The sequence below is a fragment of the Ruegeria sp. Ofav3-42 genome (assembly GCF_022347725.1).
Classification (GTDB): Bacteria; Pseudomonadota; Alphaproteobacteria; order Rhodobacterales; family Rhodobacteraceae; genus Ruegeria.
Map to the genome: position 1 here is coordinate 133,886 of NZ_JAKRGB010000010.1, position 22,806 is coordinate 156,691.

Here is a 22,806-nt window from a genome sequence, read left to right on the forward strand (position 1 = left end):
GAAAGCCGATGCGCTGATCTGGAGCGCTCTGACACCCACCCTATGACAGCTGGTTGCGCGTTGACCTAGCCATATCAACAACCTGCCAGCCGTTGCCTTTGGGGTTTATGGATCAATGACCAGGGGCATCAGATCTGACAATCGGGAAGCGGGGTCTGTCCAATCCAAAACGGCCGTTCGGATCGCATTTGCGCGGTTCAAACCAACGACGGGCGCTGCGAATTCGGTGTATTTGGCTATCACCTCGTCCCTGCTGATTGGTGCTTCGGGCCCACCACGCGCGTGAATGTCACCAGACTCTAACACGCGCCCATCGGTCAGTTTTAGACTGGCATCCGCCCATCGCCCATTCGGAAACCGCACGTTATGCCGGTCAACTTCAGAGACGCGAATGCGCGGCACCAAATCCGCCACAACAGGATCAGACAAACCTGCGCCCGAGATATGCTCGACCCCGATCCGGCCATAGATCGCCTGAACGGCCACCGCAAAAGGCAGCGAATACTGGGCTTGCGATGTGGTGTCCGGCATCCCATCGAACAAGCACGCAGCCTCGTGAAAGCTGTTGATCTGTATGGACTGGATCTGGTCGTGGGTTAGGTCATGCTCCAAAATCACCGCCCGAACGCCGTCGATAGCCGCATGGGCCCAACGACATATCGGGTAGGGCTTCACGTACTGATGCTCGACCTGCCAGAACTGGCCGAGGTCTAACCAATGCGACGCGATCTCGTCGGCCTCGATTGTGATCGCTGGCGCGCCGGTGAAACCGCGTTCGGCCAGGATCGCAGAGGAAATCCCGACCATTGCGCCCCAACCCGATCCGTCATGTAGCATCGTTGGGTTTGCGATCTCGCGCATCATTTGGCTTCGGGGGCCGTGATATTCGGCAATCCCAAGAGCCTGTCGAAACTGCTCGGCCGTGTGTCCACGCAACCGAGACGCCATGGCCACGACACCAAGCGCGTTCCACGCACCAGACGTGTGATAGTCGCTGACGGAGGCGTGCAGCGACAGGCCCGCGCGCCCCGCAATTTCGTAACCCGTGACAACTGCAGCCAGAGCTTCTGGTCCGGACAATTCCGGACAATGCGCCCCAAGGGAAACCAACGCGGGCAGCACAACAACACCGATATGTCCTTTGGTCGGGTTGTATCCGTCATGCCCATCCAAATTATCGGTTTGCGTGGCGGCTGCATAAGCTGCGCCCGCCATGCTGACTGACCGGCCGTCGAACATCATCGGCGCGCTATAGGCCGGATCGGTGCTTCCATAGAGCAGCGCGGCCGTGTCACGGGCGATCACGCCAGCCTCCATCGGACCGGACGCGATCACGATGCCCATTGTGTCCAGCATCATCAGGGCGGCCGCCTCTTTAGCGCTTTCAGGCATATCCCCGGCCGACCGGCTCAGGGCGAACTCCGCGACGCGGTCAAAGGTAGCGGTCATTTGGCTGTTTCCATGACTTTGGATTCGACGCCGCGCAACCGATGTCCCAATGGGTCAAAGGGCGGTTCGGCGAGGATTTTGGCTTTGTGAGGCTTACCGAGAATGAAGACCTCGACCGTATCGCCCGGCTGCGCGACCGCCGGGTTGGCGTAACCGATGGCCAGCGATTTGCCCACCGAATAGCCGTAGGCCCCCGAGGTCACGCGACCCACTGGTGTGCCGTCCGGGGTAAAGATCGGCTCGCCGCCGGTCGCATCGGCATCCGTCACCTCGACCTCGAAGATCGACAGAACCTCGCGCGCGGCGTTGTCCTTGATGGCCAGATAAGCGTCCTTGTGCAGGAAATCCTTGTCCAGCTTGATCAGACCCGCCAGTCCGACCTCCTGCGGCCAGTATTCCTGAGAATACTCGCGGCCCCACGAGCCATAGCCCTTTTCGATCCGCAACGACCCCAGCGCACGACCGCCCACAGGGCCACCGTCACACTCCTTCGCCGCCTCCAGCAGCGCGGAATAGAGCCTGATCTGATCTTCTTCGGCGCAGTGCAGCTCCCATCCCAGGTCACCGGTAAAGCTGACGCGGATTGCCAGACAACTCACGCCTGCGACCTCAATCGTGGCCGAGCGCATGAAGCGGAAGGCCTCGTTCGACAGGTCCGCGTTGGTCAGTCGCTGCAACAGGTCGCGCGATCTGGGTCCTGCGACGTTGAATCCCGCGATCCGATCCGTTGCCACCTCGAACGTGGTGCCCTCGGGCAGGTTGATCATGTTGAAAAACCGCTGATGATAGCGCTCGGCCATGCCCGAACCGATCATCATGTATTCTTCGTCGGCCACCTTGGTGATGGTAAAATCACCGGCCACGCCACCGCGTACAGAGATCAGCGGCGTCAGACAGGATCGGCCAACCACGGTCGGAACCCGGTTGGCAACCAGCTTGTCCAGCCACTCATAAGCGCCCGGCCCCTTGATCACGTAGTTGGCGAAGTTCGAGATATCGATCACGCCGACGCTCTCGCGCAGCATCTTCACCTCGCGGCCCACCGGGTCCCACCAATTCTGACGGGTGAAGCCGATGGTCTCTTCCGTGCCGGGCTGATCGGCAAACCACAGCGGATGTTCCCAGCCGCAGTTCAGGCCAAAGACGCAGCCCATGTCCTTTTGCATCTCATAGGCAGGGCGTACGCGGGCGGGACGGCCTGCGCTGCGTTCCTCGTTCGGGAAATGGATGGCGAACCGGTGGGTATACTGGTCCTCAACCCGGGCCTTGGTGAACGCCTTGTCCGCCCAGTCGCCAAACCGGGCCAGATCCCAGGCGAACATGTCGTATTGCGGCTCGCCCTCGATCATCCATTGCGCCGCCAGCAGGCCCAGACCGCCCGATTGCGAGAAGCCGGGGATCAGACCGCCGCACAGGAAATAGTTCTTCAGCTCGGGCACCGGGCCCCACAGGGCCGAACTGTCCGGAGACCAGATCATCGGGCCGTTGATAACCCGTTTGACCCCGGCGGTGGCGGCAACCGGAACGCGTTCGGTGGCACGGATAACGTTTTCCATGATCCGGTCCAGATCATCGGGGAACAGATCGTGGGCAAAATCCAGCGGCGTGCCGTCTTCGGCCCAGAACTTCATGTCCTTCTCATAGGCGCCGATCAGCAGACCGTTGCCTTCCTGCCGGAAGTAGTACTCGCCATCCCGATCCGCGATCGAGGGCAGACGGCGGCCCAGATTGGCGACCTCGTCAATGGCTTCGGTTACGAAATACTGGTGCTCGGTCGGCTGCAGCGGCAGGGTCAAACCGGCCAACGCCGCCACTTCACGACCCCAGAGACCAGCCGCATTGACCACCCATTGCGTGTGAATGTCGCCCTTTTCGGTGCGCACGATCCAAGATCCGTCTGGCTGTTGATCAGTCCCTAACACAGGGCAAAACCGTTCGATCGTGGCGCCCATGGCCCGCGCCCCGGCCGCATAGGCATGCGGCACGCCCGATGGGTCCACATTGCCGCCATCGGGTTCGTACATGATGCAGCGGATATCGTCGAACTGCGCCAGAGGGTGCAGTTCCTTTGCCTGTTCGCGGCTGACCTCGTAGAAGTTCAGCCCATAGAACCGGGCTTTTGCTTCTTGCAGTCTCAATTGGTGCTCGCGTTCTTCGGTCTGGGCCAAATACAGCGAACCGGGCTGGAAAACGCCACAACTTTGGCCCGTCTCCTGCTCCAGCTCTTTATACAGGTTCATCGTATAGTGCTGGATGCGAGTGATGTTATTATTGTCGTGCAGCCCGTGAATATTGGCCGCTGCATGCCAGGTCGAACCTGACGTCAACTCGTCTCGCTCAAGCAGGACAACGTCCCGCCAGCCGAGCTTAGCCAGATGGTATAGAATCGAACATCCAGCCAAGCCTCCGCCGATAACTACGGCCTGTGCGTGCGTTTTCATGAACTTGATCTCCTGCCGCTGGCGCCGAAATCAGCGCCCTTTGGCAGAAGTCAGCCACAGGTCGAAGGCAGCTTATGCTCTGTTCCCGACGTCAAATGTCGGGAACAGAGCCTTGATAGCCGGTTTTGATCAGTAGGGCGCTTCGACGTCGTTCATCGAAACGTAGACTGTCTTCATTTCACTGAAGTGATTGATCGCCAGTTTCGAGTTCTCACGCCCGACACCTGACATTTTAGAGCCGCCAAACGGAGCCTCAACCGGTGCCAGGTTATAGGTGTTGATATAGCAGGTGCCTGCCTCGAACCCGGCCACGATGCGGTGCGCACGGGTCAGGTCATTGGTGAACACGCCGGCGGCCAGACCGAATTCGGTGTCATTGGCACGAGCCATCACCTCTTCTTCAGTTTCGAAGTCCAGCACGGACATAACCGGGCCAAAGATTTCCTCGCACGCGATGGTCATGTCGTCTGCCACATCCGCAAATACGGTGGGCTGCATGTAGAAACCGTCGCCAGCAATCCGCTCGCCGCCAAAGACCAGACGCGCACCTTCGGCCCTGCCCTTTTCGACATAGCTCAACGCAATATTTAGCTGGTTTTCGCTGACCATTGGTCCAAAATTGACCTCTTCGTCCAGCGGATCGCCAATAACTGCGCTTTCAAGACGTTCCGAGAGGCGGTTGAGAAAGGCTTCCTTGATGCCTTTTTGCACAAAGACGCGAGTGCCGTTCGAACAGACCTGCCCCGAAGAATAGAAGTTGCCCAGGATCGCACCCGACACGGCGTTTTCGATATCCGCGTCATCGAACACGATCATGGGGGATTTGCCGCCAAGTTCCATCGTCACGTGTTTCATGCCATCGGCGGCAGCGGCATAGACTTTCCGCCCGGTGGGCACCGAACCCGTCAGCGATACTTTAGCGACGCGCGGGTCAGTCACAAGCGATGCGCCAACGTCGCCATAGCCCTGAATGACATTGTAGACACCTTTAGGCGCACCGGCCTCGATCAGAATCTCAGCCACTTGCAGGGCCGACAGAGGCGTGGTTTCCGAAGGTTTGAAGATCATAGTGTTGCCGCAGGCCAGTGCCGGGGCACCTTTCCAACAGGCGATCTGGGTTGGATAGTTCCACGCGCCGATACCGACACAAACGCCCAGCGCTTCGCGAATGGTATAAACAAAGTCACCTCCACCCAGCGGGATATGCTCACCCGTAAGTGATGCGGCCAAGCCCCCGAAATACTCCAGAGCGTCCGCGCCCGAGGTTGCATCGGCCACCAGAGTTTCCTGCAAGGGTTTGCCGGTGTCGTGAGTCTCCAGGATCGAAAGCTCGCGATTGCGGTCTCGCATGATGTCCGCAGCGCGACGCAGAACCCGTCCACGCTCGGTCCCGGACATGGCGGCCCACTCTGTCTGCGCATTTTTTGCACTGGTTAGAGCCTGATTCACGATGTCGGGTGTGGCCGAGTGCAGGCGCGCAATGACCTCACCGGTGGCGGGGTAAATCACGTCAATGGGTGCGCCGCTGGTATCTTCGACATACTCGCCGTTGATGAAATGGCTCGCCTTGGGCTGAAATTGCATGACGGGTCCTTTTAGGTTCAAAAGCGCCGTCTGAGCCGGGCGCCGATACGGTTTAAATCGCGTTTATCTTTTATTGATTGGTCAGTCAACAAAACGCGTGACCAGCAATTTCCTGCCGAGTCAAAACCACCCCCTCTTGAAAATAATGGTTAATGTTCCATTTATGTTCTACATAGTCAGAGGATCACCCGATGGCCCACACGACCCGAGAATCCGTCCTCGGCGGACCGACGAACGACTATCATCTGCTGCCTGTTACGGACCGGCAAATGCGCTATGCTCGCGCCATCGCGCAGCAGTCAGCTTTGGAAATCCCGGTCGAGGCGCAACGGGATCGCAAGTCAATGTCAGCTTGGATTTCCGCCCATAAATCCGTCGACCCGTCGCCCTTTGCGAATTACCCGACTGGTAAGCAGGTTGCCTTTGCCGAGCGGATTTCCCGCACCAAACGTCGACCAATTCCACCTGAGTGTTTCCGGGACAAGCAAGCCATGTCCCTGTGGATCGACCACAACAAGTAGCCCGTCAGGCGCGGGTGTGGCTGCGGGCATAGATTCCGACTGCGGCCGCGACAAACAATCCAAGCAGAATATAACCGGTGATCGCCTCGGCCACGGCCAGCCCCCGGCACAGGCCCGCAGGGTGCAGGTCACCAAAGCCGACGGTCGTAAAGGTGACGTAAGAGAAATACAGAACATCCGACGGCCCTTTGGCGCCGACAACGCACAGGTCGTAATACCCAAATGATCCGTAAACGGCTGCGAACAGGAACGGCACGACCTGAATAAAGGATATCCCCATCAGCAACAGCTGCCGCTTGGGCGATTTAACCTGAGTCATGTAATACCAGGTTTGCGAAATCAGCCAGAGTACAAGCAAAACGGTTGTCACTGTGCCGATCCTGTCACCGGCGGTGGCCTCGCTCAGCCGAGAAAATCCGTACCATGCCAAAAAGCTGACAACGACCAGACCAAGGGCTGCGACCAGTGTCGACTTCCACTCATCCAGGGTTTTCGGGTCGCTGTGCATGGTCACTCCGGTGTTTAGGGTCTGACAGGATCATCAGGATTCCGACGTGCGCCCGCAAGCCTTAACAATTGGCGACTATTCGAACCCAAGATGTTCCTGACCGCGCTGACGCGCCAGCAGGATCTGTTTTTGACGCTCGCGGAAACGGGTTTTGTCTGCCTCTGACGTCTCATCGATACATTGATGGCAAGACACGCCATGCTCGTATTCCGGTCGCTTCATGTCTTCAGGCAGGATGGGACGGCGGCAACCGTGGCACAGATTGTGCGGCCCCTTGACCAGTCCGTGACCGACGGAGACGCGATTGTCGAAGACAAAGCACTCACCCTGCCAGATGCTGTCGTCCGCAGGCATCTCTTCGAGATAGCGCAGGATACCACCCTTGAGGTGATAAACGTCCTCGACCCCCTGCCCCAGCAGGAAGTTGGTCGATTTCTCACAGCGGATGCCGCCGGTGCAGAACATGGCGACGCGCTTGTTGTGAAAGCGGTCCTTGTTTTCTTCCCACCACGCCGGGAAATCGCGGAAACTGGCCGTTTCAGGGTCTATTGCGCCCTCAAACGTGCCAATCGCCACCTCGTAATCGTTGCGGGTGTCGATCACCACCACATCATCGGATCGGATCAGATCGTTCCATTCCTCGGGCTCGACATAGTTGCCGACGCGGGCGCGCGGATCGACATCCGGCTGGCCCATGGTAACGATTTCTTTCTTCAGTCGCACCTTCATCTTGCCAAAGGGGGGATTATCAGACGTGGCTTCTTTCCACTCCAGATCGGCGCATCCGGGCAAGGCTTTGATATGGGCCAGAACCGCATCGATCCCGGCGCGGGGACCGGCGATGGTGCCGTTGATCCCTTCGGCGGCCAGCAACAATGTGCCTTTCACCGATTGCGCACGGCAAAGATCCAGCAGCGGCTCGCGCAGGGCAACGTGATCCGCAAAACGGGTGAAGTGATAAAGAGCAGCGATCGTATACATGCGCGCGGTCTAAACCTGCTGGCCAAGAGTCGCAAGGGACCGGATTGACGCCTTCCGCCCAGCCCCCTACCGATAAGACAATGCGAGGAGACCCCGATGACCCATGCCCTGATTGTAGTCGACGTTCAAAACGACTTTTGCCCCGGCGGAGCGCTGGCCGTACCAGGCGGCGATGAAGTCGTGGCACCCATCAACGCGATGATGGACGAGTTCGACACCGTGATCCTGACGCAGGACTGGCACCCGGCTGGGCATTCTTCCTTCGCCAGCGAACATGACAGCAAGAATCCTTTTGACATGACCGACATGCATTACGGACCGCAGGTCCTTTGGCCGGATCACTGTGTTCAGGGCACCGAGGGAGCCAGCTTTCACCCGGACCTGAAAACGCACGCCGATCTGGTCATTCGCAAAGGGTTTCGGCCCGGTATCGACAGTTACTCGGCTTTTTTCGAAAACGATCAGAAGACCCCAACAGGATTGGAAGGGTATCTGAAATCACGCGGCATCACCAAGCTGACCCTTGTTGGTCTGGCGACGGATTTCTGCGTGCATTTCTCGGCCGTTGACGCCGCTCGGTTGGGTTTTGATGTCACCGTTCGTTTGGACGCTTGCCGTGCAATTGACCTCGACGGTTCGCTGGCAGCGGCAGAGGCTGCGATGCGTGACGCTGGCGTTGCGCTGATCTAAGGCGCGGAACCTTTTTCGGCAAGATACCTGAGCACTGCAAACAAAATCACCGCCAATCCTAGTGCGATGCCAATTCGTCCCGGCAATGTCCGGCGCTCTGGCGTCGCGGGTGATTTGTAGCGTGGGTTTGGTTTCCAGTTTTCGACTTTCGGGCGTTGCTCGTTGCGCGGTTTGGCCGTTCTGACGTCATCCAAAAAGCGATGGAAATCGAACTCACCGCAATATTCGCCCTGAATTCCCATATCGCGAATATTGGCGAATAATGCGCGTAAAATCCGCTCGCGCTCGGGCATGTCGTGCGGCGGGAAGAACCCATGTGTCAGGTCACTGCTGGTGGATTCCAGATCAAACCCGGCATCCTGAAAGATTTTTCGGATTTTGGGCGATGCAGCTCTAAGGGCGTCAGCGGTTTTGACATTGCGAAACTGCGCGCGTGCAGTCGCACCGCTCGACGCGTCGGATTGCGCTGAATTGGGATCTTTTTCCCGCTGTTCACCAACAACGATGTCAAAATCGTACTCGAGAACCATTCACCAACTTAACCTTGTTCAACCATCCCTTTCTTTTCACTAAACGGTGAAAAGACTACACAATATGCTCGGATTGTGACCTGACCTTGTCATTGTTATCATTCTAGCGACTCTTGCCATTCCACGCACCGATTGATCTAACAACGGAAATCGCAGGAGTTCCCCATGGTCGATATTGCGACGCGTGTGTACAATCATAAATGGAAGATTGACCCGATTGTACGGTCTTTGATCGACACGGATTTCTACAAACTGCTGATGTGCCAGTCAGTGTTTCGAAATAAGCCCCAAACGGACGTGGCTTTTTCACTGATAAACCGGTCGAATCACATTCCGTTGGCCAAACTCATCGACGAGGGCGAGCTGCGCGAGCAGTTGGATCACATCCGCTCGCTCAGCCTCAGCCGGGGGGAAAGCACCTGGCTGCGGGGGAACACGTTCTATGGCAAACGCCAGATGTTTCGCTCGGATTTCATGGAATGGTTCGAAAGCCTGCGCCTGCCGCCCTATCACCTGGAACGGAAGGGTGATCAGTACGAACTGACCTTCGAGGGCAAATGGCACGAGGTCATGCTGTGGGAAATCCCGGCCCTGGCCGTTCTGATGGAACTGCGTTCGCGCGCGGTGCTGAACGACATGCGGCGGTTCGAACTGCAGGTGTTGTATGCCCGCGCCATGACCCGCGTTTGGGAGAAAATCGAGAAACTGCGGGAAATTGACGGGCTGGGGATCGCCGATTTCGGGACTCGCCGCAGACATAGCTTCCTGTGGCAGGACTGGTGTGTGCAAGCCATGATCGAGGGGTTGGGGCCGTCGTTTACCGGTACTTCGAACTGCCTGATCGCCATGCGGCGCGAGGTCGAAGCCATCGGCACCAACGCGCACGAGCTGCCGATGGTGTATTCTGCTTTGGCCAAGGATGACGCCCAGCTAGCGCAGGCCCCTTATGACGTGCTGAGTGATTGGCACGAGGAACATGACGGCAATCTGCGCATCATCCTGCCGGACACCTATGGCACTCAGGGATTTCTCGACCGCGCACCTGATTGGCTGGCGGGTTGGACCGGCATTCGGATCGACAGTGGCGATCCGGCGGCGGGCGCGGAAACGGCTATCGATTGGTGGAATTCGCGCGGGGAAGACCCCATGGAAAAACGCGTTATCTTTTCTGATGGGTTGGACGTCGAAAAGATCCGAGAGTTGCACACACAGTTTGCCCAACGCACCAAAGTCTCGTTTGGTTGGGGCACTTTGCTGACCAACGATTTCCGCGGGCTTGTGCCAAATGACGCGCTGGCACCGTTCTCTCTGGTCTGCAAAGCGGTTTCCGCCAATGGTCAGCCAACCGTGAAACTGTCGGACAACCCCGAAAAGGCGATGGGACCAAAGGATGAAATCGCACGCTACAAACGTGTGTTTGGAGTGGGCATACAAGAGGCAATCGAGGTGATCGTTTAGTCTCTAGCCATGAAAGGCTGCGACGGTTTTCAGCTGTGAGAACCCGTAAAGGGCCTCGAACCCCTTTTCGCGACCGTGGCCGGATTTTCCGACGCCGCCAAAGGGCAGTTCAACACCGCCGCCCGCACCGTAGTTGTTGATAAACACCTGCCCCGAATGCAGCTGCTTTGCCAACCGCATCTGCCGCGCACCATCGCGTGTCCAGACGCTGGCCACCAGCCCATAATCGGTGCCGTTGGCGATCCGCACCGCTTCTTCTTCGGTGTCAAACGGGATCAGAACCTGAACCGGGCCGAAGATTTCGTCCTTGGCCAGAACGTGATCCGGGGGGACATCTGCGAACAGCGTCGGCAGAACATAAGCGCCCTCGGGCGGGGTGCCATCGGCAATCTGCCCCTGGCCCGCAACAGATAGGTCCGCGCCCTTGGCCAGAAACCCCTCAACAATGTCCTTCTGACGAGCGGAAATCAGGGGACCAACGCCCAGATCCTCTTGCGCCGGGCCAACGGTCAGGTCCGCATAGGCCGCCGCCATGCGCTGTCTGACCTGATCATAGACGCCCCGCTGCACCAGAATGCGCGATGAGGCCGAACAGGTCTGCCCCGCATTCTGAATGCCCGCATTGACCAGAAATGGCAGCGCAGCGTCCAGATCGGCATCGTCGAAAACCAGCTGGGGCGACTTCCCCCCCAGCTCCAGCGTAACCGGCACCACATTGCGCCCCGCCGCCTGTTGCACAAGCGCGCCGGTAGCGACCGAGCCGGTGAACGAGATATGGTGCACGTCTGGATGACCCGACAGTGCAGCCCCGGCCTCTGCCCCTAATCCGGGGATAACGTTCAACGCACCGGCGGGTAAACCTGCCTCTTGTGCCAGATGCGCAAAGGCCAACGCGGTCAGACAGGCCTCTTCCGCAGGTTTCAGAACACACGCATTGCCCATCGCCAGCGCAGCGCCGACTGAACGGCCAATGATCTGCATTGGGTAATTCCAAGGCACGATATGCCCGGTCACGCCATGCGGTTCGCGCAGGGTATAGACAGTATAACCGTCCAGATACGGGATGGTCTCGCCCATCACCTTGTCCGCAGCCCCGCCGTAGAATTCACAATACCGTGCCAGAGCCACGGCGTCTGCCCGCGCCTGGGTCAGTGGCTTGCCCACATCCATGGCCTCAAGCGCCGCCAACTCGTCGACGCGCGCGGTCACCAACTGCCCCAGACGGGTCAGGATACGGCCACGTTCCAGCGCCGTCATGCACCCCCATTCACCGCTCAGCGCGGTTTGCGCAGCGATGACGGCGGCGTCCACGTCCTGCGCATCACCCGCAGCGATCCGGCAGATTTCCGAACCTTCCGAAGGGTTGATCAACGGCAAAGTCTTTTGCGACGCAGGCGCAATCCAGCTGCCGCCAATCAGACACAGGCTGGGATCAAACCAAAGGGGGCAGGACATGTGAGTCTCCTTATTCGGCTCTAACACAGGGTATTCATGCTACTTCCTGACCAAAATCCGGTAAAGTCGGCGCAGCATTGATCAGGTCTTTCGTGTATTGATGTTGCGGGTCAGAGAAGACGCTTTCCGTGTCCCCTTCTTCCACGATCTTGCCAGCCCGCATCACCATTACGCGATCGGTGATGGTGCGTACGACGCTCAGATCGTGGCTGATAAACAGGTAGGTCAGATCATAGGCCTCGCACAGTTCGGCCAGCAGATCGAGGATCTGCGCCCGGACCGAAACGTCGAGGGCCGAAACCGCCTCATCAAACAGGATCAGTTCCGGGCGAATAATCAAGGCACGTGCGATGGCGATCCGCTGCCGTTGACCGCCGGAAAACTCATGGATGTACTTTCCCATGTCATCGGGGCTCAGGCCCACAGCTGTCAGCATTTCTGCGATCCGGTCTTCCATCTCCCTTCCCCTGGGTGGGGAGTCGAGCAGGTGAAACGGCTCAGTAACCAGACGGGCAACGCGGTGACGAGGGTTGAAGCTGCCGTAGGGGTCCTGAAAGACCACCTGCATCTTGCGGCGCACCGCCAGATTGGGTTTGTGGCCCGAAAACACTGGTTGACCGTCCAGACGAATGTCGCCGACCTGTACCTCCTCAAGCCCCAATATCGCCCGAGTTAGGGTCGATTTCCCGCATCCGGATTCCCCAACCAACCCCAAGCGCTCACCCCGGTTGAGGGTAAAGCTGACGCGATCCACAGCCCGGTGATGTTGTGGCGTATCGAACAGCCGTTTCCGAGGTAATCGGTAGTCGCGCACGACGTTGGTCACCTCAAGCAGCGGCTGCGACTGCGCAGTTTCGGGCAACGCTACCTGATGGCCCGAAGCTTCGAACAGCATGCGGGTGTATGGATGCTGCATATGACGCAACAGATGACTGGTCGCGCCGGTTTCAACCACTTCGCCGTGACGCATCACAACGATCTGGTCGGCCATACCTGCAACGACAGCCAGATCATGGGTGATCATCAGCAGGCCCATGCCGTATTCTGATACCAGCCCTTTGAGCAGGTCGAGGATTTGCGCCTGTGTCGTCACATCCAGCGCGGTGGTCGGTTCATCCGCGATCAGAAGTTTCGGGCGCAAGGCAATGGCCATGGCGATCACGACGCGCTGGCGCTGACCGCCGGACAATTCGTGAGGGAAACGGGATAGAGGAAATCGATCCGGAGGCAGCCCAACCCGGCTCAGCACTTCCGCAGCCCGGTCGTGGGCGTGCGCGCGCGGCATGGCCTTGTGGATCAAGATGGATTCCATCACCTGATCGCCGATGGTTTTGACCGGGTTCAATGCGGTCATCGGCTCCTGAAACACCATGCCGATCGAGGCACCACGCAGGGCGCACATGTCACTCTCGGGACGGTTCACCAGATCATGGCCATTCAATCGGATCGCACCCTCCGCTTCAGCCCCGTTCGGCAAAAGCTGCATTACCGCGAGTGCAGTCATCGACTTGCCCGACCCGCTTTCACCCGTAACGGCCACGATCTGACCCGGTGCAATGGACAGATTAACTTGTTTCAGGATGTCCGCCCCGTGAATGGACAGCGACAGGTTTTCGATCTGAAGCAAACTCATGCGCGCGCCACCCTGATCCGGGGGTCCAGCCAGTCGCGAAGGCCGTCGCCCAGCAGGTTCAGCCCAAGCACTGTAACAATGATCGCCAGACCGGGAATCAGAGCCAAATGCGGGGCAAAACTGAACATTGTCTGCGCGTCAGCCAGCATTCGCCCCCAGCTGGGCGTCGGTGGTTGTGCCCCAAGACCAACATAGGACAAGCCCGCCTCAGCCAGAATACCCAGCGAGAACTGGATAGTACCCTGAACGATCAGAAGGTTGGCCACATTGGGCAAGATATGCTCGGCCGATATCCGTGCAGCCCCTTTGCCCGAGACCCGCGCGGCCAAAATAAACTCACTCTCCCATAGTGACAGGGCCGCGCCACGAGTGATGCGGGCGAAGACGGGGATGTTGAAGATGCCGATGGCGATTATGGCGTTGATGGCTCCGGCACCGAGTACGGCAGTGATCAGGATGGCGATGACCAATGAAGGGAAAGCAAAAACCAGATCGTTGCCGCGCATGATCAACTCGTCCAGCCAGGATCCCTTGCGCGCGGCTGCTGCCAGGCCCAAAGGCACGCCCAGCGCCATGCCGATACCAACCGCCACCAGAGCCACCGCAATAGATGTGCGCGCGCCAACCATGATCATCGAGAACATGTCCCGGCCGAAATGATCTGTGCCGAACCAGTGCTGCGCGCTTGGTGGTTGCAGCTTGTCGGGGATGTTCAGCGCGGCGTAATCGTAGGGCGTCCAGACAAATGACACCAGCGCTGCCAGCAGGACCAGCGATGACAGGAATGCACCAAGGATCAGGCTACGGCTCATGTCCGGCTCCTTAACCTTGGATCAACAGCGGCATAGGCCAGATCGACCAAAAAGTTCACCGTGATGACGGCAAAGACCAGCAGCATGACCACGGATTCCACCACGATCAGATCGCGGGCCGAGATCGCTTGAAACACCAGCCGCCCGAGGCCGGGCAGATAGAACACCTGTTCGATGATGATTGATCCCGCCAGCAGGAACGAAAACTGCAAACCGATGATGGTCAGAACCGGAATCAGCGCATTGCGTACCCCGTGCTGCCACAGCGCTTGACGACGCGAAAGCCCTTTGGCCCGCGCAGTGCGCATGAAATCCTCACCCAGGATATCCAACAGGGACGACCGCATAACCCGCGCCAGAATGGCCGCCTGCGGCAGGGCCAGCGCGATTGCTGGCAAGGTCAGGGAGTGTATCCCGGTCCAGAATCCTTTGTCCCAGCCTGAGAACCCTCCGGCATTGAACCAGCGCAGGTTGATGGCAAAGATCAGGACCAGCATCATCGCGAACCAGAAATTCGGCACGGCAATACCCAGTTGCGTTGCCCCCATCACCGTCAGATCGCCCGGCTTACCCCTGCGGGCGGCAGCATAGATACCTACCGGAAATGCAATTGCTGTCGACAAGGCCAGTGCATACAGCGCCAAGGGCAGCGAGACCCACAGCCGGTCCGCGATCATCTGCGAAACAGGTGTGCGATAGGTGTAGGATGTTCCGAAGTCCCCCACCAACATCCCGCTGACCCAGTTGAAATACCGCTGAACCTTGGAGACATCCAATCCCAGCTCGGCCCGTAACGCTTCGAGCGTATCTTCCTGCGCGTTGACGCCAAGCATGAAGGATGCCGGATCGCCCGGTGCCACCTCGATCACGGCGAAGATGACCACCGAGGCAACAGCCAGGCTGATTACCAGCGATATCAGACGTTTGAGAGCATAGCGAAGCATTGAGGCCACGTTAGGGTCACATATGCCGCGGGTCCAGCACCTATGGCACCAGAAGATAGGCAAATACCGCGTAACCGACGATTGCAGCATAGCCCAGCGGATAGATCCACTTGATCGCGTAGTTGTCCAGCTTACGCGCGCCGGTTTCGCGCCCCGAGATCTTCAATCTGCGCAGGGCAACGTTGAACACGATCAGTGCCCCTGTCATCAGGAACATGCATTGCAGAACAAAATCCAGAAATGTCAGGTAGCCCAGCTTTGGCAGGTCTGCGGAAATGGCCCAGTTGAAGGCCACGAACACCAGCAGATTGCCCCCGGCAATTTCGATCCGACGACGGTATTCATCCAGAAAGAACAATGCCCAGCCGACCGTGATCAGCACCAGCATCGGCAGGAACACTCGGATAACGTAATAGGTCAGGTGCCGGTGCCCCTCAAACACCAGAGCGACCTGATCGCTGTTCTGACCTGACAGGCCGGTCACCTGAGACGTCTCAATTCGCGCATTTTCAAGGATCCACTCCTCCTCGCCCAGCAAATCCCCCAGGCCCGAGAACTCTTCCAGCGGGTAGTAGGACACATATTGGGACGGAAAGATCGAAACGACCTCGAAATAAAACTCCTGCGTGTCGAACGGGTATTTGCGAAAGTCGAAATGCGGGGCTTGCAATGTCAGCGAGGATTTCTCGACGTAAAGCACACGGCCATCGTACCGCAACGAAGCAGCGGATTCGTGTATCCACCTGTTGGATTGTTGATTGTGAATGACGAATGCAGGCACCACCGTCCCGATCTCAGCGGCATGATCGGCCAGCGCCGGAGGATTAAACACCCGGATATCCCGCCCCACTTCTTGTGGGTCAAAAGCCAGCGCCGGATCGGTCCATTCAACACGCAGCACGACAACGGCGCCGTAATTCTCGGCCTTCTGGTCGACGCTGGTGATCTGATCGATCTTGATGCCGATACCGACGTCCAGCGGGTTTTCGGGTGTGCCAACCAGAGCGTCCAACCGATTATCCAGAATGTTCTGTGCTCTGACCGGCCCCAGCGACGCTGCCATCATCGCGGCGGTCAAAAAGGTCAGGGTCAGGGCACGAAACAAAGTCATCAGTAACTTACTCAATACACAGGGCGCAGGGACCCGGAACTATGGGTCCCTGCTTCAGATTACTCGGACCAGCTGATCTGTGTCAGGTCAATTGCAGCGGTAGGCGCATTTTTCCAAAGCCCCTGCACACCGGCCTTGGCCACGCCCAGCTTGGCCAGCTGGAACAGGTACCCGTTGACGTAGTCAGTTGAGATCAGGCGCTGTGCCTCCCCCAGCAGGCGGGTTCGTTCTTCGGGGTCCGTGGTCGAATTCAGCGTATCCATCAGCGCCTGGAAATCGGTGCTGTCATATTGGAAATAATAATCGGGCCGCGCATAGATCCCGATGTCCATCGGCTCGGTGTGGCTGACGATGGTCAAGCCGAAATCCTTGCCCTTGAACACGGTTTCCAGCCACTGGGCCCACTCTACATTGATGATTTCAGCGGTGATCCCAACCTCGGCCAACTGCGCGGCCACGATTTCCCCTCCACGTCGGGCATAAGATGGTGGCGGCAAGTGCAGCGTCGTTTGAATTCCGTCAGCATATCCTGCGTCAGCCAGCATCTGAGCCGCTTTCTTGGGGTCGTAGGCCGATTTCCCGGTCAGATCGACATAGGCAGGGTTATGCGGGGCAAAGTGCGTACCGATGGGCGTGCCATAACCAAACATGGCACCATCTATAATCGCCTGGCGATCAATGGCGTGGGCCAAAGCCTGTCGCACCTGAATATCATCGAAGGGTGGCATCTTGTTGTTGGTCGACAGAATGGTTTCCCCCTCGGTCGATCCGACAAGCACCTGAAAACGCGGATCAGCCTCAAATTGAGGCAGGTTCTCTGGCGCGGGGAAATTGTCGAACACATCGATATCCTCGGCCATCATCGCGGCAAAAGCCGCCGTCGGGTCCGAGATAAATTTAAACGTAGCAGTCTCTAACGCAGGTTGATTACCCCAGTAGTCCGGGTTCCGGTTCAGCGTGATGCTGTCGCCCTGCACCCATTCGCCAAAGGTAAAGGCTCCGGTTCCGACCGGGTTGGTCTTGATATTCTCAATACTCTCGGGCGCAACGATCACCGCGTCGCCCCAGGCTAGGTTGAACAGGAAATTTCCATTCGGCTCGGACAGAGTCACTTTGACGGTCAGTGGGTCGACCACTTCGATGCTTTCGATCCCGGCAAACAGGGCCTTTTGCGCGTTTGCGCTGTCCTCGGACCGGGCGCGATCCAAGCTGAACTTGACGTCCTCGGCATCCATCGTGGTGCCGTCGTGGAATGTCACCCCATCGTGCAGCTTAAAAGTATAGACGGTGCCGTCGTCCGAAATTTCCCAGCTTTCCGCCAGACCGGGGACCACCGATCCGTCGCCCATAAAGCGGGTCAGGCCTTCGAAGATATTGGTATAGACCACCGAATCGATGGCTTGCGCCGCGGCGCTGGTCGGGTCCAGATGCGGCGGCTCAAGCTGCATCGCGATCGTAATGTCGGATTTGGCGAATACCTGTGTGCCAAACAGGCTGGCGCTGACCGCCAGCACCGAAGCAAAGGACCGAAATGTCTGCTTTGTCATGTAAATATCTCCCCACTGAAACATGGAACCCTGTGATTTTTTGGGCCTTTCTGTAACCAATTTCCCCGTAAACCTCAGGTCATTCAAGGAAATGTTCGCGCAACCGGGGTTTCTATGGCCCGTTCCCTTCTGCTATGCCGCGCTGCAACATGACAACCGGAGGAGCGACGATGAGCGCCACGGCCCGCAAAAAAGCCCCGAACGCCGAGGATATTCGCGCCCGAAAAGGTGGCGATCCTCTGGTCAGCCTGACCGCCTATACGACGCCGATGGCGCGGTTGATGGATGCCCATTGCGATTTTGTACTGGTGGGCGACAGCGTCGGCATGGTGCTGCACGGCCTGGAATCGACGCTGGGCGTGACGATGGAGATGATGGTGATGCACGGTCAGGCCGTTTCGCGCGGTCTGAGCAAGGCGATGATGGTCATCGACATGCCCTTTGCCAGTTATGAGCATTCGCCGGCGGAGGCGTTCCGCAATGCCGCGCGGCTGATGTCGGAAACCAGCGCAGGTGCGGTCAAGCTGGAGGGGGGCGTCGAAATGGCCGAAACCATCCGCTTTCTGGTCAAGCGTGGCATCCCGGTGATGGCGCATATCGGTCTGACGCCGCAATCGATCAACACGCTGGGTGGCTACAAGGTTCAGGGTCGCGACGAACAGGCCGAGGCCGTTCTTGCCGATGCCCGCGCTGTAGCGGAAGCCGGTGCGTTCTCGGTCGTGCTGGAAAAAGTACCGCAAGGTCTGGCCGATCAGATCACCGCTGAAATCACCATCCCGACCATCGGTATCGGAGCTTCGGCCGGATGCGACGGCCAGATCCTGGTCGTGGACGACATGGTCGGTTTTTTCACCGCCTTCAAACCGAAATTCGTCAAGCGCTATGCTGAGCTTGGTCCATTGGCCGAAGCCGCCATCGCCGAATACGCCGCCGAAGTGCGCGCAAGAACCTTCCCGGCGGACGAACATGTCTTTGCCGATCAGGCCCCGACCAAAGGACCCAAGACATGACTGCCCCAATTCTGCGCCGTCTGGCCGACCTGCGTGCTTTGACCTCGGACTGGAAGCGCAAGGGCGAGTCGATCGGCGTTGTCCCGACCATGGGCGCATTGCATCAGGGCCACTTGTCTCTGGTTGAGGCCGCTAAGGCAGGTTGCGACCGCGTTATTGTGACGATCTTTGTGAACCCCAAACAGTTCAACAATCCCGAAGATCTTGAGAAATACCCACGCACCGAAATCGAAGATGCGCAGAAACTGGTGCCTTACGGCGTCGACGCGATCTACGTGCCGGAACCCGAAGAAATCTATCCGCAGGGCTTTGCCACCACCGTATCTGTTGCGGGTCTGACTGATGTGATGGAGGGTGAATTTCGTCCCGGCCATTTCGACGGAGTCGCCACGGTCGTGGCCAAGCTGTTCCTGCAAACGCAGGCAGATCGAGCCTATTTCGGGGAAAAAGACTATCAGCAGCTGATGATCGTGACCCGCATGGCCCGCGATCTGGACATTCCGACCGAAGTGGTCGGCTGCCCCACGGTGCGCGAGCCGTCCGGTCTGGCCATGTCCTCGCGCAATCTGCGCCTGTCGCCCGAAGGGCTGGATATCGCTGCCAACAAGCACCGCATCATGCGCGATCTGGCCAACGCCCTGAAAGACGGTGCGCAATTTGATCAGCTGGCGGCAAAAGCCGAAGCCGATCTGCTGGCCGCCGGCTTCACGCAGGTGGAGTATGTGCAACTGCGCTGCGCCGAAAACCTGGAGCCACTGTCCCACGCAACCCGACCCACCCGACTGTTTGCTGCGGCCTGGGCGGATGGCGTGCGGCTGATCGACAATATTCCTGTCTGAACGCTCTGGCACGAGTGTTATTGTTTGCGCTAAAGTCCCGCAAAACGAAACGGGAGGGGCGCAGGCGTGACCTATATTCTTGCCATTGATCAGGGCACCACATCATCGCGGGCAATTCTTTTCGACGCAGACATGCAGCGCGCAGGTACCGCGCAGCAGGAATTCACCCAGCACTTTCCGCAGGAAGGTTGGGTCGAACACGACGCCGAAGAAATCTGGACCAGTGTCCTGGCAGTCTGCCGCGAGGTTATGGAAACCACCGGTGTCACGCCAGATCAGATCGCCGGTATCGGCATCACCAACCAGCGCGAAACCACAATTGTGTGGGATCGCGCCACAGGTGAACCCGTTCATAATGCCATCGTCTGGCAGGACCGCCGCACGGCCGAGATTTGCGCTCGCTACAAACAAGCTGGATGCGAGGATGATGTGACTGGCCAGACCGGGCTTCTGCTGGACCCCTATTTCTCGGGCACCAAGGTCAAATGGCTGCTGGACACTGTTCCCGGCGCGCGGGAACGTGCCGAGGCCGGAGAGCTGATGTTCGGCACTATCGATAGCTTCCTGATCTGGCGCCTGACCGAAGGCCGCAGCCACGCCACCGACGCCACCAATGCCGCGCGCACCCTGCTGTTCGACATCCATAAGGGCGAATGGAGCGCTGAGATCTGCGACCTGCTGGACGTGCCCATGAACATGCTGCCCGAGGTACATGATTGCGCCTCGGACTTCGGAGAAACGACTCTATTTGGGGGAAATATCCCAATTTTGGGCGTGGCAGGTGACCAGCAGGCGGCCACGATCGGACAAGCCTGTTTTCAACCAGGCATGATGAAATCGACCTATGGCACGGGTTGTTTCGCGCTGCTGAACACGGGCGACAAACCGGTTGAGTCGAAGAACCGCTTGCTGACCACGATTGCCTATCAGTTGGACGGCAAACGAACCTATGCGCTGGAGGGCTCGATCTTTGTGGCAGGCGCTGCGGTGCAATGGCTGCGTGACGCGTTACAGATCATCGAAACCGCCCCGGAAAGCGGCGAGTTGGCGCAGCAAGCCGACCCAAATCAGCACGTGGTACTTGTGCCCGCGTTCACCGGCCTCGGCGCGCCCTATTGGAAACCCGATTGCCGGGGTGCGGTCTTCGGACTAACCCGAAACTCGGGCCGGGCTGAGTTTGCCCGCGCAACACTGGAAAGCATCGCCTACCAGACTCGCGATTTGTGGCACGCCATGCAGGGCGACTGGGGCGCGGATACCGATGTCACCCTGCGCGTCGATGGCGGCGCCAGTGCCTCGGACTGGGCCATGCAGGGACTGTCGGATTATCTGGGGGCCGAGGTTGACAGGCCGGTGATGCAGGAAACCACAGCCTTGGGCGCGGCGTGGCTGGCCGGAATGCGGGCCGGCATTTACCCGGACCAACAAGGTTTCTCGGAAACCTGGGAGTTGGACCGCCGGTTCAAACCAGAATTGTCCGCCAAAGAACGGGACGCCGCCTACGACCGCTGGAAACGCGCCGTTTCCGCCGCCATGGCGTTCTGAAACCGGTGAAGGATCAGCTGTGATCCTTCATCAACCGCTGTTTCTGACGTGACCAATCCCGTTTGGCCTGGGTTTCACGCTTGTCGTGCAGCTTCTTACCCTTTGCGATGCCGATTTTAAGCTTCGCCCGGCCCTTGTGGTTAAAATACAAAACCAGCGGCACCAGCGTCATGCCTTTGCGCTGGGTCGCGTTCCACAGATTCGACAGCTCTTTGCGGGACACCAGCAGCTTGCGACGGCGACGTTCTTCATGCTTGAAGACCTTCGCCTGCTCATAGGGCGCGATATAGCTGTTGATCAGCCAAAGCTCCCCATCATCAACCGAGGCATAGCTTTCGGCGATGTTCGACCCGCCCGCGCGCAGGGATTTGACCTCGGACCCCTCCAGAACGATGCCGCACTCGATATCCTCTTCGATCGCGTAATCGAAGCGGGCACGCCGGTTTTCGGCGATGACTTTGTAATTCGGGTCAGTCTTCTGCTTTTGCTTGGCCATGACGCGTTGATTTAGGCGGCTTGAGCGCCCCTTGCAAGCCGAAGCCGTCAGGACTTGGCCGAGATAATCAGATCGGGGCCGAAAATCGTGTCGGCATGATTGTGCAGATAGATCTTGAGCCACGGCGTAAACCGCTCGGGGTGGCGCTGCACCTCGGCCAGAAGATCGTGGTAGTCGGTCCAGCGGATATCCATGACTTCTTCCGGATTAGGCTCGATTTTCAACGGGCCACGGACATGCGCCAGAAAGATGTCGACCACTTCGTGCTCAATCATGTTGTTGCCGACATCGGCGTGATATTCCAGCCGGTGACGGTATTCCGGGTAAAGGCCGGTGATCCCCAGTTCTTCCTTCAATCGGCGCACCGCGCATTCCGAGGGCGTCTCGCCCCAGTCAGGATGGGTGCAGCACGTATTCGCCCACAGGCCGGGGGTGTGGTATTTACCCATGGCCCGGCGCTGCAGCAAAATCTCGGTGCCGCGCACGACAAAGACCGACACCGCCTTGTGCCGCAGGCCCTTTTCATGCGCCTCGAGCTTGTCCACTGGGGTCAACTCGCCATCAACCCAGGCCGGGATCATGATTCCCATCTGTCGTCTCCTGCTGCCGATCCGCGTGAAAGGCCAGAAATTCGAAATTGGCTGCGGCCGGGTCGGCTTGGCTCTGCGAAGCCATGCGTGCAATGCATGAAAAACTGCGCGCGTCCAAGGTGGCGCTGATCCACACGGTTATCAAGCGCACGAAAGGCCGCAGGGGCTGCGGCCTTTTGTAACCTCATGGGGTGCGATGTATCAGGCGTTATTCGCCGGAAACGCTGGCGATATAGGCGTAGACGTCTTCGGCACCCTTCTTCAGCTTGAAGGTCATCTTGGACTTGGCCGAAGTTTCACCCAGATAATCTTTCAGGAACGCTTTGGGGTCCTGAGCGTATTCCACAAAGGTGGCCTCGTCCCAGACCAGACCGTTTTCGCCAGCGGCAACGATGCTGTCGCCATATTTGAACCCTTCAACGGTGCCCGCGGTGCGGCCAGCGATTCCGTAAAGGTTCGGACCGGTCTTACCGCCTTTGACGATCACTTCACCTTCCGGGTCAGCAATCTGGTGGCAGGATTTGCACTTGTTGAAGGTTTTCTTGCCGGCTTCGGCGTCACCTTCGGCATATGCGGGAAGGGCCAGCAGGCCGACGATTGCGGTCGCGAGGATGCGATTCATAGCTTTTGCTCCGATACGAATTGGCTGCACCGAATGGACC

21 protein-coding genes are annotated in these 22,806 nt (G+C 58.5%); 6 read left to right on the forward strand and 15 right to left on the reverse strand.

Translation table 11 applies throughout. From position 1 onward, the window contains the following. Nucleotides 1-105: 105 nt before the first annotated feature. The 3 genes from MHN28_RS15655 to betB all read right to left on the reverse strand — a co-directional run bounded on the left by MHN28_RS15655 (nt 106) and on the right by betB (nt 5,474). Nucleotides 106-1,449, reverse strand: a complete 1,344-nt coding sequence (locus tag MHN28_RS15655; RefSeq protein WP_239343381.1) for an MmgE/PrpD family protein — start codon at nt 1,447-1,449, stop codon at nt 106-108. Then, complete coding sequence (locus MHN28_RS15660) at nt 1,446-3,890, reverse strand: FAD-dependent oxidoreductase (protein WP_239343383.1); 2,445 nt, start codon at nt 3,888-3,890, stop codon at nt 1,446-1,448. Before MHN28_RS15660 ends, MHN28_RS15655 begins: the two co-directional genes overlap by 4 nt. A 129-nt stretch (nt 3,891-4,019) precedes the next feature. Then, the gene (gene betB / locus MHN28_RS15665) at nt 4,020-5,474 is read right to left on the reverse strand and encodes a betaine-aldehyde dehydrogenase (protein ID WP_239343384.1); all 1,455 of its coding nucleotides are present in this window, start codon (nt 5,472-5,474) and stop codon (nt 4,020-4,022) included. Between the two features lie 191 nt (nt 5,475-5,665). Here betB and MHN28_RS15670 point away from each other — a divergent pair, with 191 nt between their 5' ends. Next, the gene (locus MHN28_RS15670; protein ID WP_239343386.1) at nt 5,666-5,995 is read left to right on the forward strand and encodes a hypothetical protein; all 330 of its coding nucleotides are present in this window, start codon (nt 5,666-5,668) and stop codon (nt 5,993-5,995) included. Between the two features lie 4 nt (nt 5,996-5,999). Here the strand turns inward: MHN28_RS15670 and MHN28_RS15675 are convergent, their stop codons facing one another. Further along, the gene (locus MHN28_RS15675; protein WP_239343388.1) at nt 6,000-6,503 is read right to left on the reverse strand and encodes a potassium channel family protein; all 504 of its coding nucleotides are present in this window, start codon (nt 6,501-6,503) and stop codon (nt 6,000-6,002) included. Between the two features lie 75 nt (nt 6,504-6,578). Then, entirely contained in the window at nt 6,579-7,484 is a 906-nt protein-coding gene (locus tag MHN28_RS15680; RefSeq protein WP_239343390.1) for a rhodanese-related sulfurtransferase, read from the reverse strand. A gap of 96 nt (nt 7,485-7,580) precedes the next feature. Here MHN28_RS15680 and pncA point away from each other — a divergent pair, with 96 nt between their 5' ends. Beyond that, nucleotides 7,581-8,174 carry a bifunctional nicotinamidase/pyrazinamidase gene (pncA, locus tag MHN28_RS15685; RefSeq protein ID WP_239343392.1) on the forward strand — a complete coding sequence of 198 codons (594 nt, stop codon included), beginning with the start codon at nt 7,581-7,583 and terminating at the stop codon, nt 8,172-8,174. Here the strand turns inward: pncA and MHN28_RS15690 are convergent. Then, the gene (locus tag MHN28_RS15690; protein WP_239343394.1) at nt 8,171-8,704 is read right to left on the reverse strand and encodes a hypothetical protein; all 534 of its coding nucleotides are present in this window, start codon (nt 8,702-8,704) and stop codon (nt 8,171-8,173) included. The genes pncA and MHN28_RS15690 overlap by 4 nt on opposite strands. A 165-nt stretch (nt 8,705-8,869) precedes the next feature. On the opposite strand from MHN28_RS15690, the gene pncB reads away from it, so the two are divergent. Next, complete coding sequence (gene pncB / locus MHN28_RS15695; protein WP_239343396.1) at nt 8,870-10,162, forward strand: nicotinate phosphoribosyltransferase; 1,293 nt, start codon at nt 8,870-8,872, stop codon at nt 10,160-10,162. A gap of 3 nt (nt 10,163-10,165) precedes the next feature. Here the strand turns inward: pncB and MHN28_RS15700 are convergent, their stop codons facing one another. Genes MHN28_RS15700 through MHN28_RS15725 form a run of 6 tightly spaced genes read right to left on the reverse strand, consistent with a single transcriptional unit; the run spans nt 10,166 to nt 17,664 of the window. Next, on the reverse strand, nt 10,166-11,617 hold the full coding sequence (locus MHN28_RS15700; protein ID WP_239343398.1) for an aldehyde dehydrogenase family protein: 1,452 nt from the start codon (nt 11,615-11,617) through the stop codon (nt 10,166-10,168). A 34-nt stretch (nt 11,618-11,651) separates the two neighbouring features. Beyond that, the gene (locus tag MHN28_RS15705; protein WP_239343400.1) at nt 11,652-13,250 is read right to left on the reverse strand and encodes an ABC transporter ATP-binding protein; all 1,599 of its coding nucleotides are present in this window, start codon (nt 13,248-13,250) and stop codon (nt 11,652-11,654) included. Beyond that, nucleotides 13,247-14,062 carry an ABC transporter permease gene (locus MHN28_RS15710; RefSeq protein WP_239343402.1) on the reverse strand — a complete coding sequence of 272 codons (816 nt, stop codon included), beginning with the start codon at nt 14,060-14,062 and terminating at the stop codon, nt 13,247-13,249. Before MHN28_RS15710 ends, MHN28_RS15705 begins: the two co-directional genes overlap by 4 nt. Then, nucleotides 14,059-15,006, reverse strand: coding sequence for an ABC transporter permease (locus MHN28_RS15715; RefSeq protein ID WP_239343404.1), 948 nt, complete (start codon nt 15,004-15,006; stop codon nt 14,059-14,061). Before MHN28_RS15715 ends, MHN28_RS15710 begins: the two co-directional genes overlap by 4 nt. A gap of 40 nt (nt 15,007-15,046) precedes the next feature. Beyond that, nucleotides 15,047-16,117, reverse strand: a complete 1,071-nt coding sequence (locus MHN28_RS15720) for a hypothetical protein (protein ID WP_239343406.1) — start codon at nt 16,115-16,117, stop codon at nt 15,047-15,049. 59 nt (nt 16,118-16,176) lie between these two features. After that, nucleotides 16,177-17,664 carry an ABC transporter substrate-binding protein gene (locus MHN28_RS15725; RefSeq protein WP_239343408.1) on the reverse strand — a complete coding sequence of 496 codons (1,488 nt, stop codon included), beginning with the start codon at nt 17,662-17,664 and terminating at the stop codon, nt 16,177-16,179. Nucleotides 17,665-17,834: 170 nt separating this feature from the next. Between MHN28_RS15725 and panB the strand changes: the two genes are divergently transcribed. From panB to glpK, 3 genes are all read left to right on the forward strand, one after another. Beyond that, nucleotides 17,835-18,674 carry a 3-methyl-2-oxobutanoate hydroxymethyltransferase gene (gene panB, locus MHN28_RS15730; RefSeq protein WP_239343410.1) on the forward strand — a complete coding sequence of 280 codons (840 nt, stop codon included), beginning with the start codon at nt 17,835-17,837 and terminating at the stop codon, nt 18,672-18,674. Next, entirely contained in the window at nt 18,671-19,513 is an 843-nt protein-coding gene (panC, locus tag MHN28_RS15735; RefSeq protein ID WP_239343412.1) for a pantoate--beta-alanine ligase, read from the forward strand. Before panB ends, panC begins: the two co-directional genes overlap by 4 nt. 66 nt (nt 19,514-19,579) lie before the next feature. Beyond that, nucleotides 19,580-21,058, forward strand: coding sequence for a glycerol kinase GlpK (glpK, locus tag MHN28_RS15740; RefSeq protein WP_239343414.1), 1,479 nt, complete (start codon nt 19,580-19,582; stop codon nt 21,056-21,058). A 13-nt stretch (nt 21,059-21,071) separates the two neighbouring features. Here glpK and smpB read toward each other — a convergent pair whose 3' ends face one another. The 3 genes from smpB to MHN28_RS15755 form a co-directional block, all read right to left on the reverse strand. Continuing rightward, the gene (gene smpB / locus MHN28_RS15745; RefSeq protein ID WP_170382128.1) at nt 21,072-21,554 is read right to left on the reverse strand and encodes an SsrA-binding protein SmpB; all 483 of its coding nucleotides are present in this window, start codon (nt 21,552-21,554) and stop codon (nt 21,072-21,074) included. A gap of 47 nt (nt 21,555-21,601) precedes the next feature. Beyond that, complete coding sequence (gene idi, locus MHN28_RS15750; RefSeq protein ID WP_239343416.1) at nt 21,602-22,144, reverse strand: isopentenyl-diphosphate Delta-isomerase; 543 nt, start codon at nt 22,142-22,144, stop codon at nt 21,602-21,604. Nucleotides 22,145-22,352: 208 nt separating this feature from the next. Continuing rightward, complete coding sequence (locus MHN28_RS15755; protein WP_239343418.1) at nt 22,353-22,766, reverse strand: cytochrome c family protein; 414 nt, start codon at nt 22,764-22,766, stop codon at nt 22,353-22,355. Nucleotides 22,767-22,806 lie beyond the last annotated feature (40 nt).

Bases quoted from the DNA above. Each gene is read 5' to 3' on its own strand.
- betB (WP_239343384.1), bottom strand. From the start codon at position 5,474: ATGCAATTTCAGCCCAAGGCGAGCCATTTCATCAACGGCGAGTATGTC.
- MHN28_RS15670 (WP_239343386.1), top strand. From the start codon at position 5,666: ATGGCCCACACGACCCGAGAATCCGTCCTCGGCGGACCGACGAACGAC.
- MHN28_RS15690 (WP_239343394.1), bottom strand. From the start codon at position 8,704: ATGGTTCTCGAGTACGATTTTGACATCGTTGTTGGTGAACAGCGGGAA.
- MHN28_RS15715 (WP_239343404.1), bottom strand. From the start codon at position 15,006: ATGCTTCGCTATGCTCTCAAACGTCTGATATCGCTGGTAATCAGCCTG.
- MHN28_RS15680 (WP_239343390.1), bottom strand. From the start codon at position 7,484: ATGTATACGATCGCTGCTCTTTATCACTTCACCCGTTTTGCGGATCAC.
- smpB (WP_170382128.1), bottom strand. From the start codon at position 21,554: ATGGCCAAGCAAAAGCAGAAGACTGACCCGAATTACAAAGTCATCGCC.
- pncB (WP_239343396.1), top strand. From the start codon at position 8,870: ATGGTCGATATTGCGACGCGTGTGTACAATCATAAATGGAAGATTGAC.
- panB (WP_239343410.1), top strand. From the start codon at position 17,835: ATGAGCGCCACGGCCCGCAAAAAAGCCCCGAACGCCGAGGATATTCGC.
- panC (WP_239343412.1), top strand. From the start codon at position 18,671: ATGACTGCCCCAATTCTGCGCCGTCTGGCCGACCTGCGTGCTTTGACC.
- MHN28_RS15675 (WP_239343388.1), bottom strand. From the start codon at position 6,503: ATGCACAGCGACCCGAAAACCCTGGATGAGTGGAAGTCGACACTGGTC.
- MHN28_RS15755 (WP_239343418.1), bottom strand. From the start codon at position 22,766: ATGAATCGCATCCTCGCGACCGCAATCGTCGGCCTGCTGGCCCTTCCC.
- MHN28_RS15655 (WP_239343381.1), bottom strand. From the start codon at position 1,449: ATGACCGCTACCTTTGACCGCGTCGCGGAGTTCGCCCTGAGCCGGTCG.
- MHN28_RS15720 (WP_239343406.1), bottom strand. From the start codon at position 16,117: ATGACTTTGTTTCGTGCCCTGACCCTGACCTTTTTGACCGCCGCGATG.
- MHN28_RS15725 (WP_239343408.1), bottom strand. From the start codon at position 17,664: ATGACAAAGCAGACATTTCGGTCCTTTGCTTCGGTGCTGGCGGTCAGC.
- MHN28_RS15710 (WP_239343402.1), bottom strand. From the start codon at position 14,062: ATGAGCCGTAGCCTGATCCTTGGTGCATTCCTGTCATCGCTGGTCCTG.
- pncA (WP_239343392.1), top strand. From the start codon at position 7,581: ATGACCCATGCCCTGATTGTAGTCGACGTTCAAAACGACTTTTGCCCC.
- MHN28_RS15705 (WP_239343400.1), bottom strand. From the start codon at position 13,250: ATGAGTTTGCTTCAGATCGAAAACCTGTCGCTGTCCATTCACGGGGCG.
- idi (WP_239343416.1), bottom strand. From the start codon at position 22,144: ATGGGAATCATGATCCCGGCCTGGGTTGATGGCGAGTTGACCCCAGTG.
- MHN28_RS15700 (WP_239343398.1), bottom strand. From the start codon at position 11,617: ATGTCCTGCCCCCTTTGGTTTGATCCCAGCCTGTGTCTGATTGGCGGC.
- MHN28_RS15660 (WP_239343383.1), bottom strand. From the start codon at position 3,890: ATGAAAACGCACGCACAGGCCGTAGTTATCGGCGGAGGCTTGGCTGGA.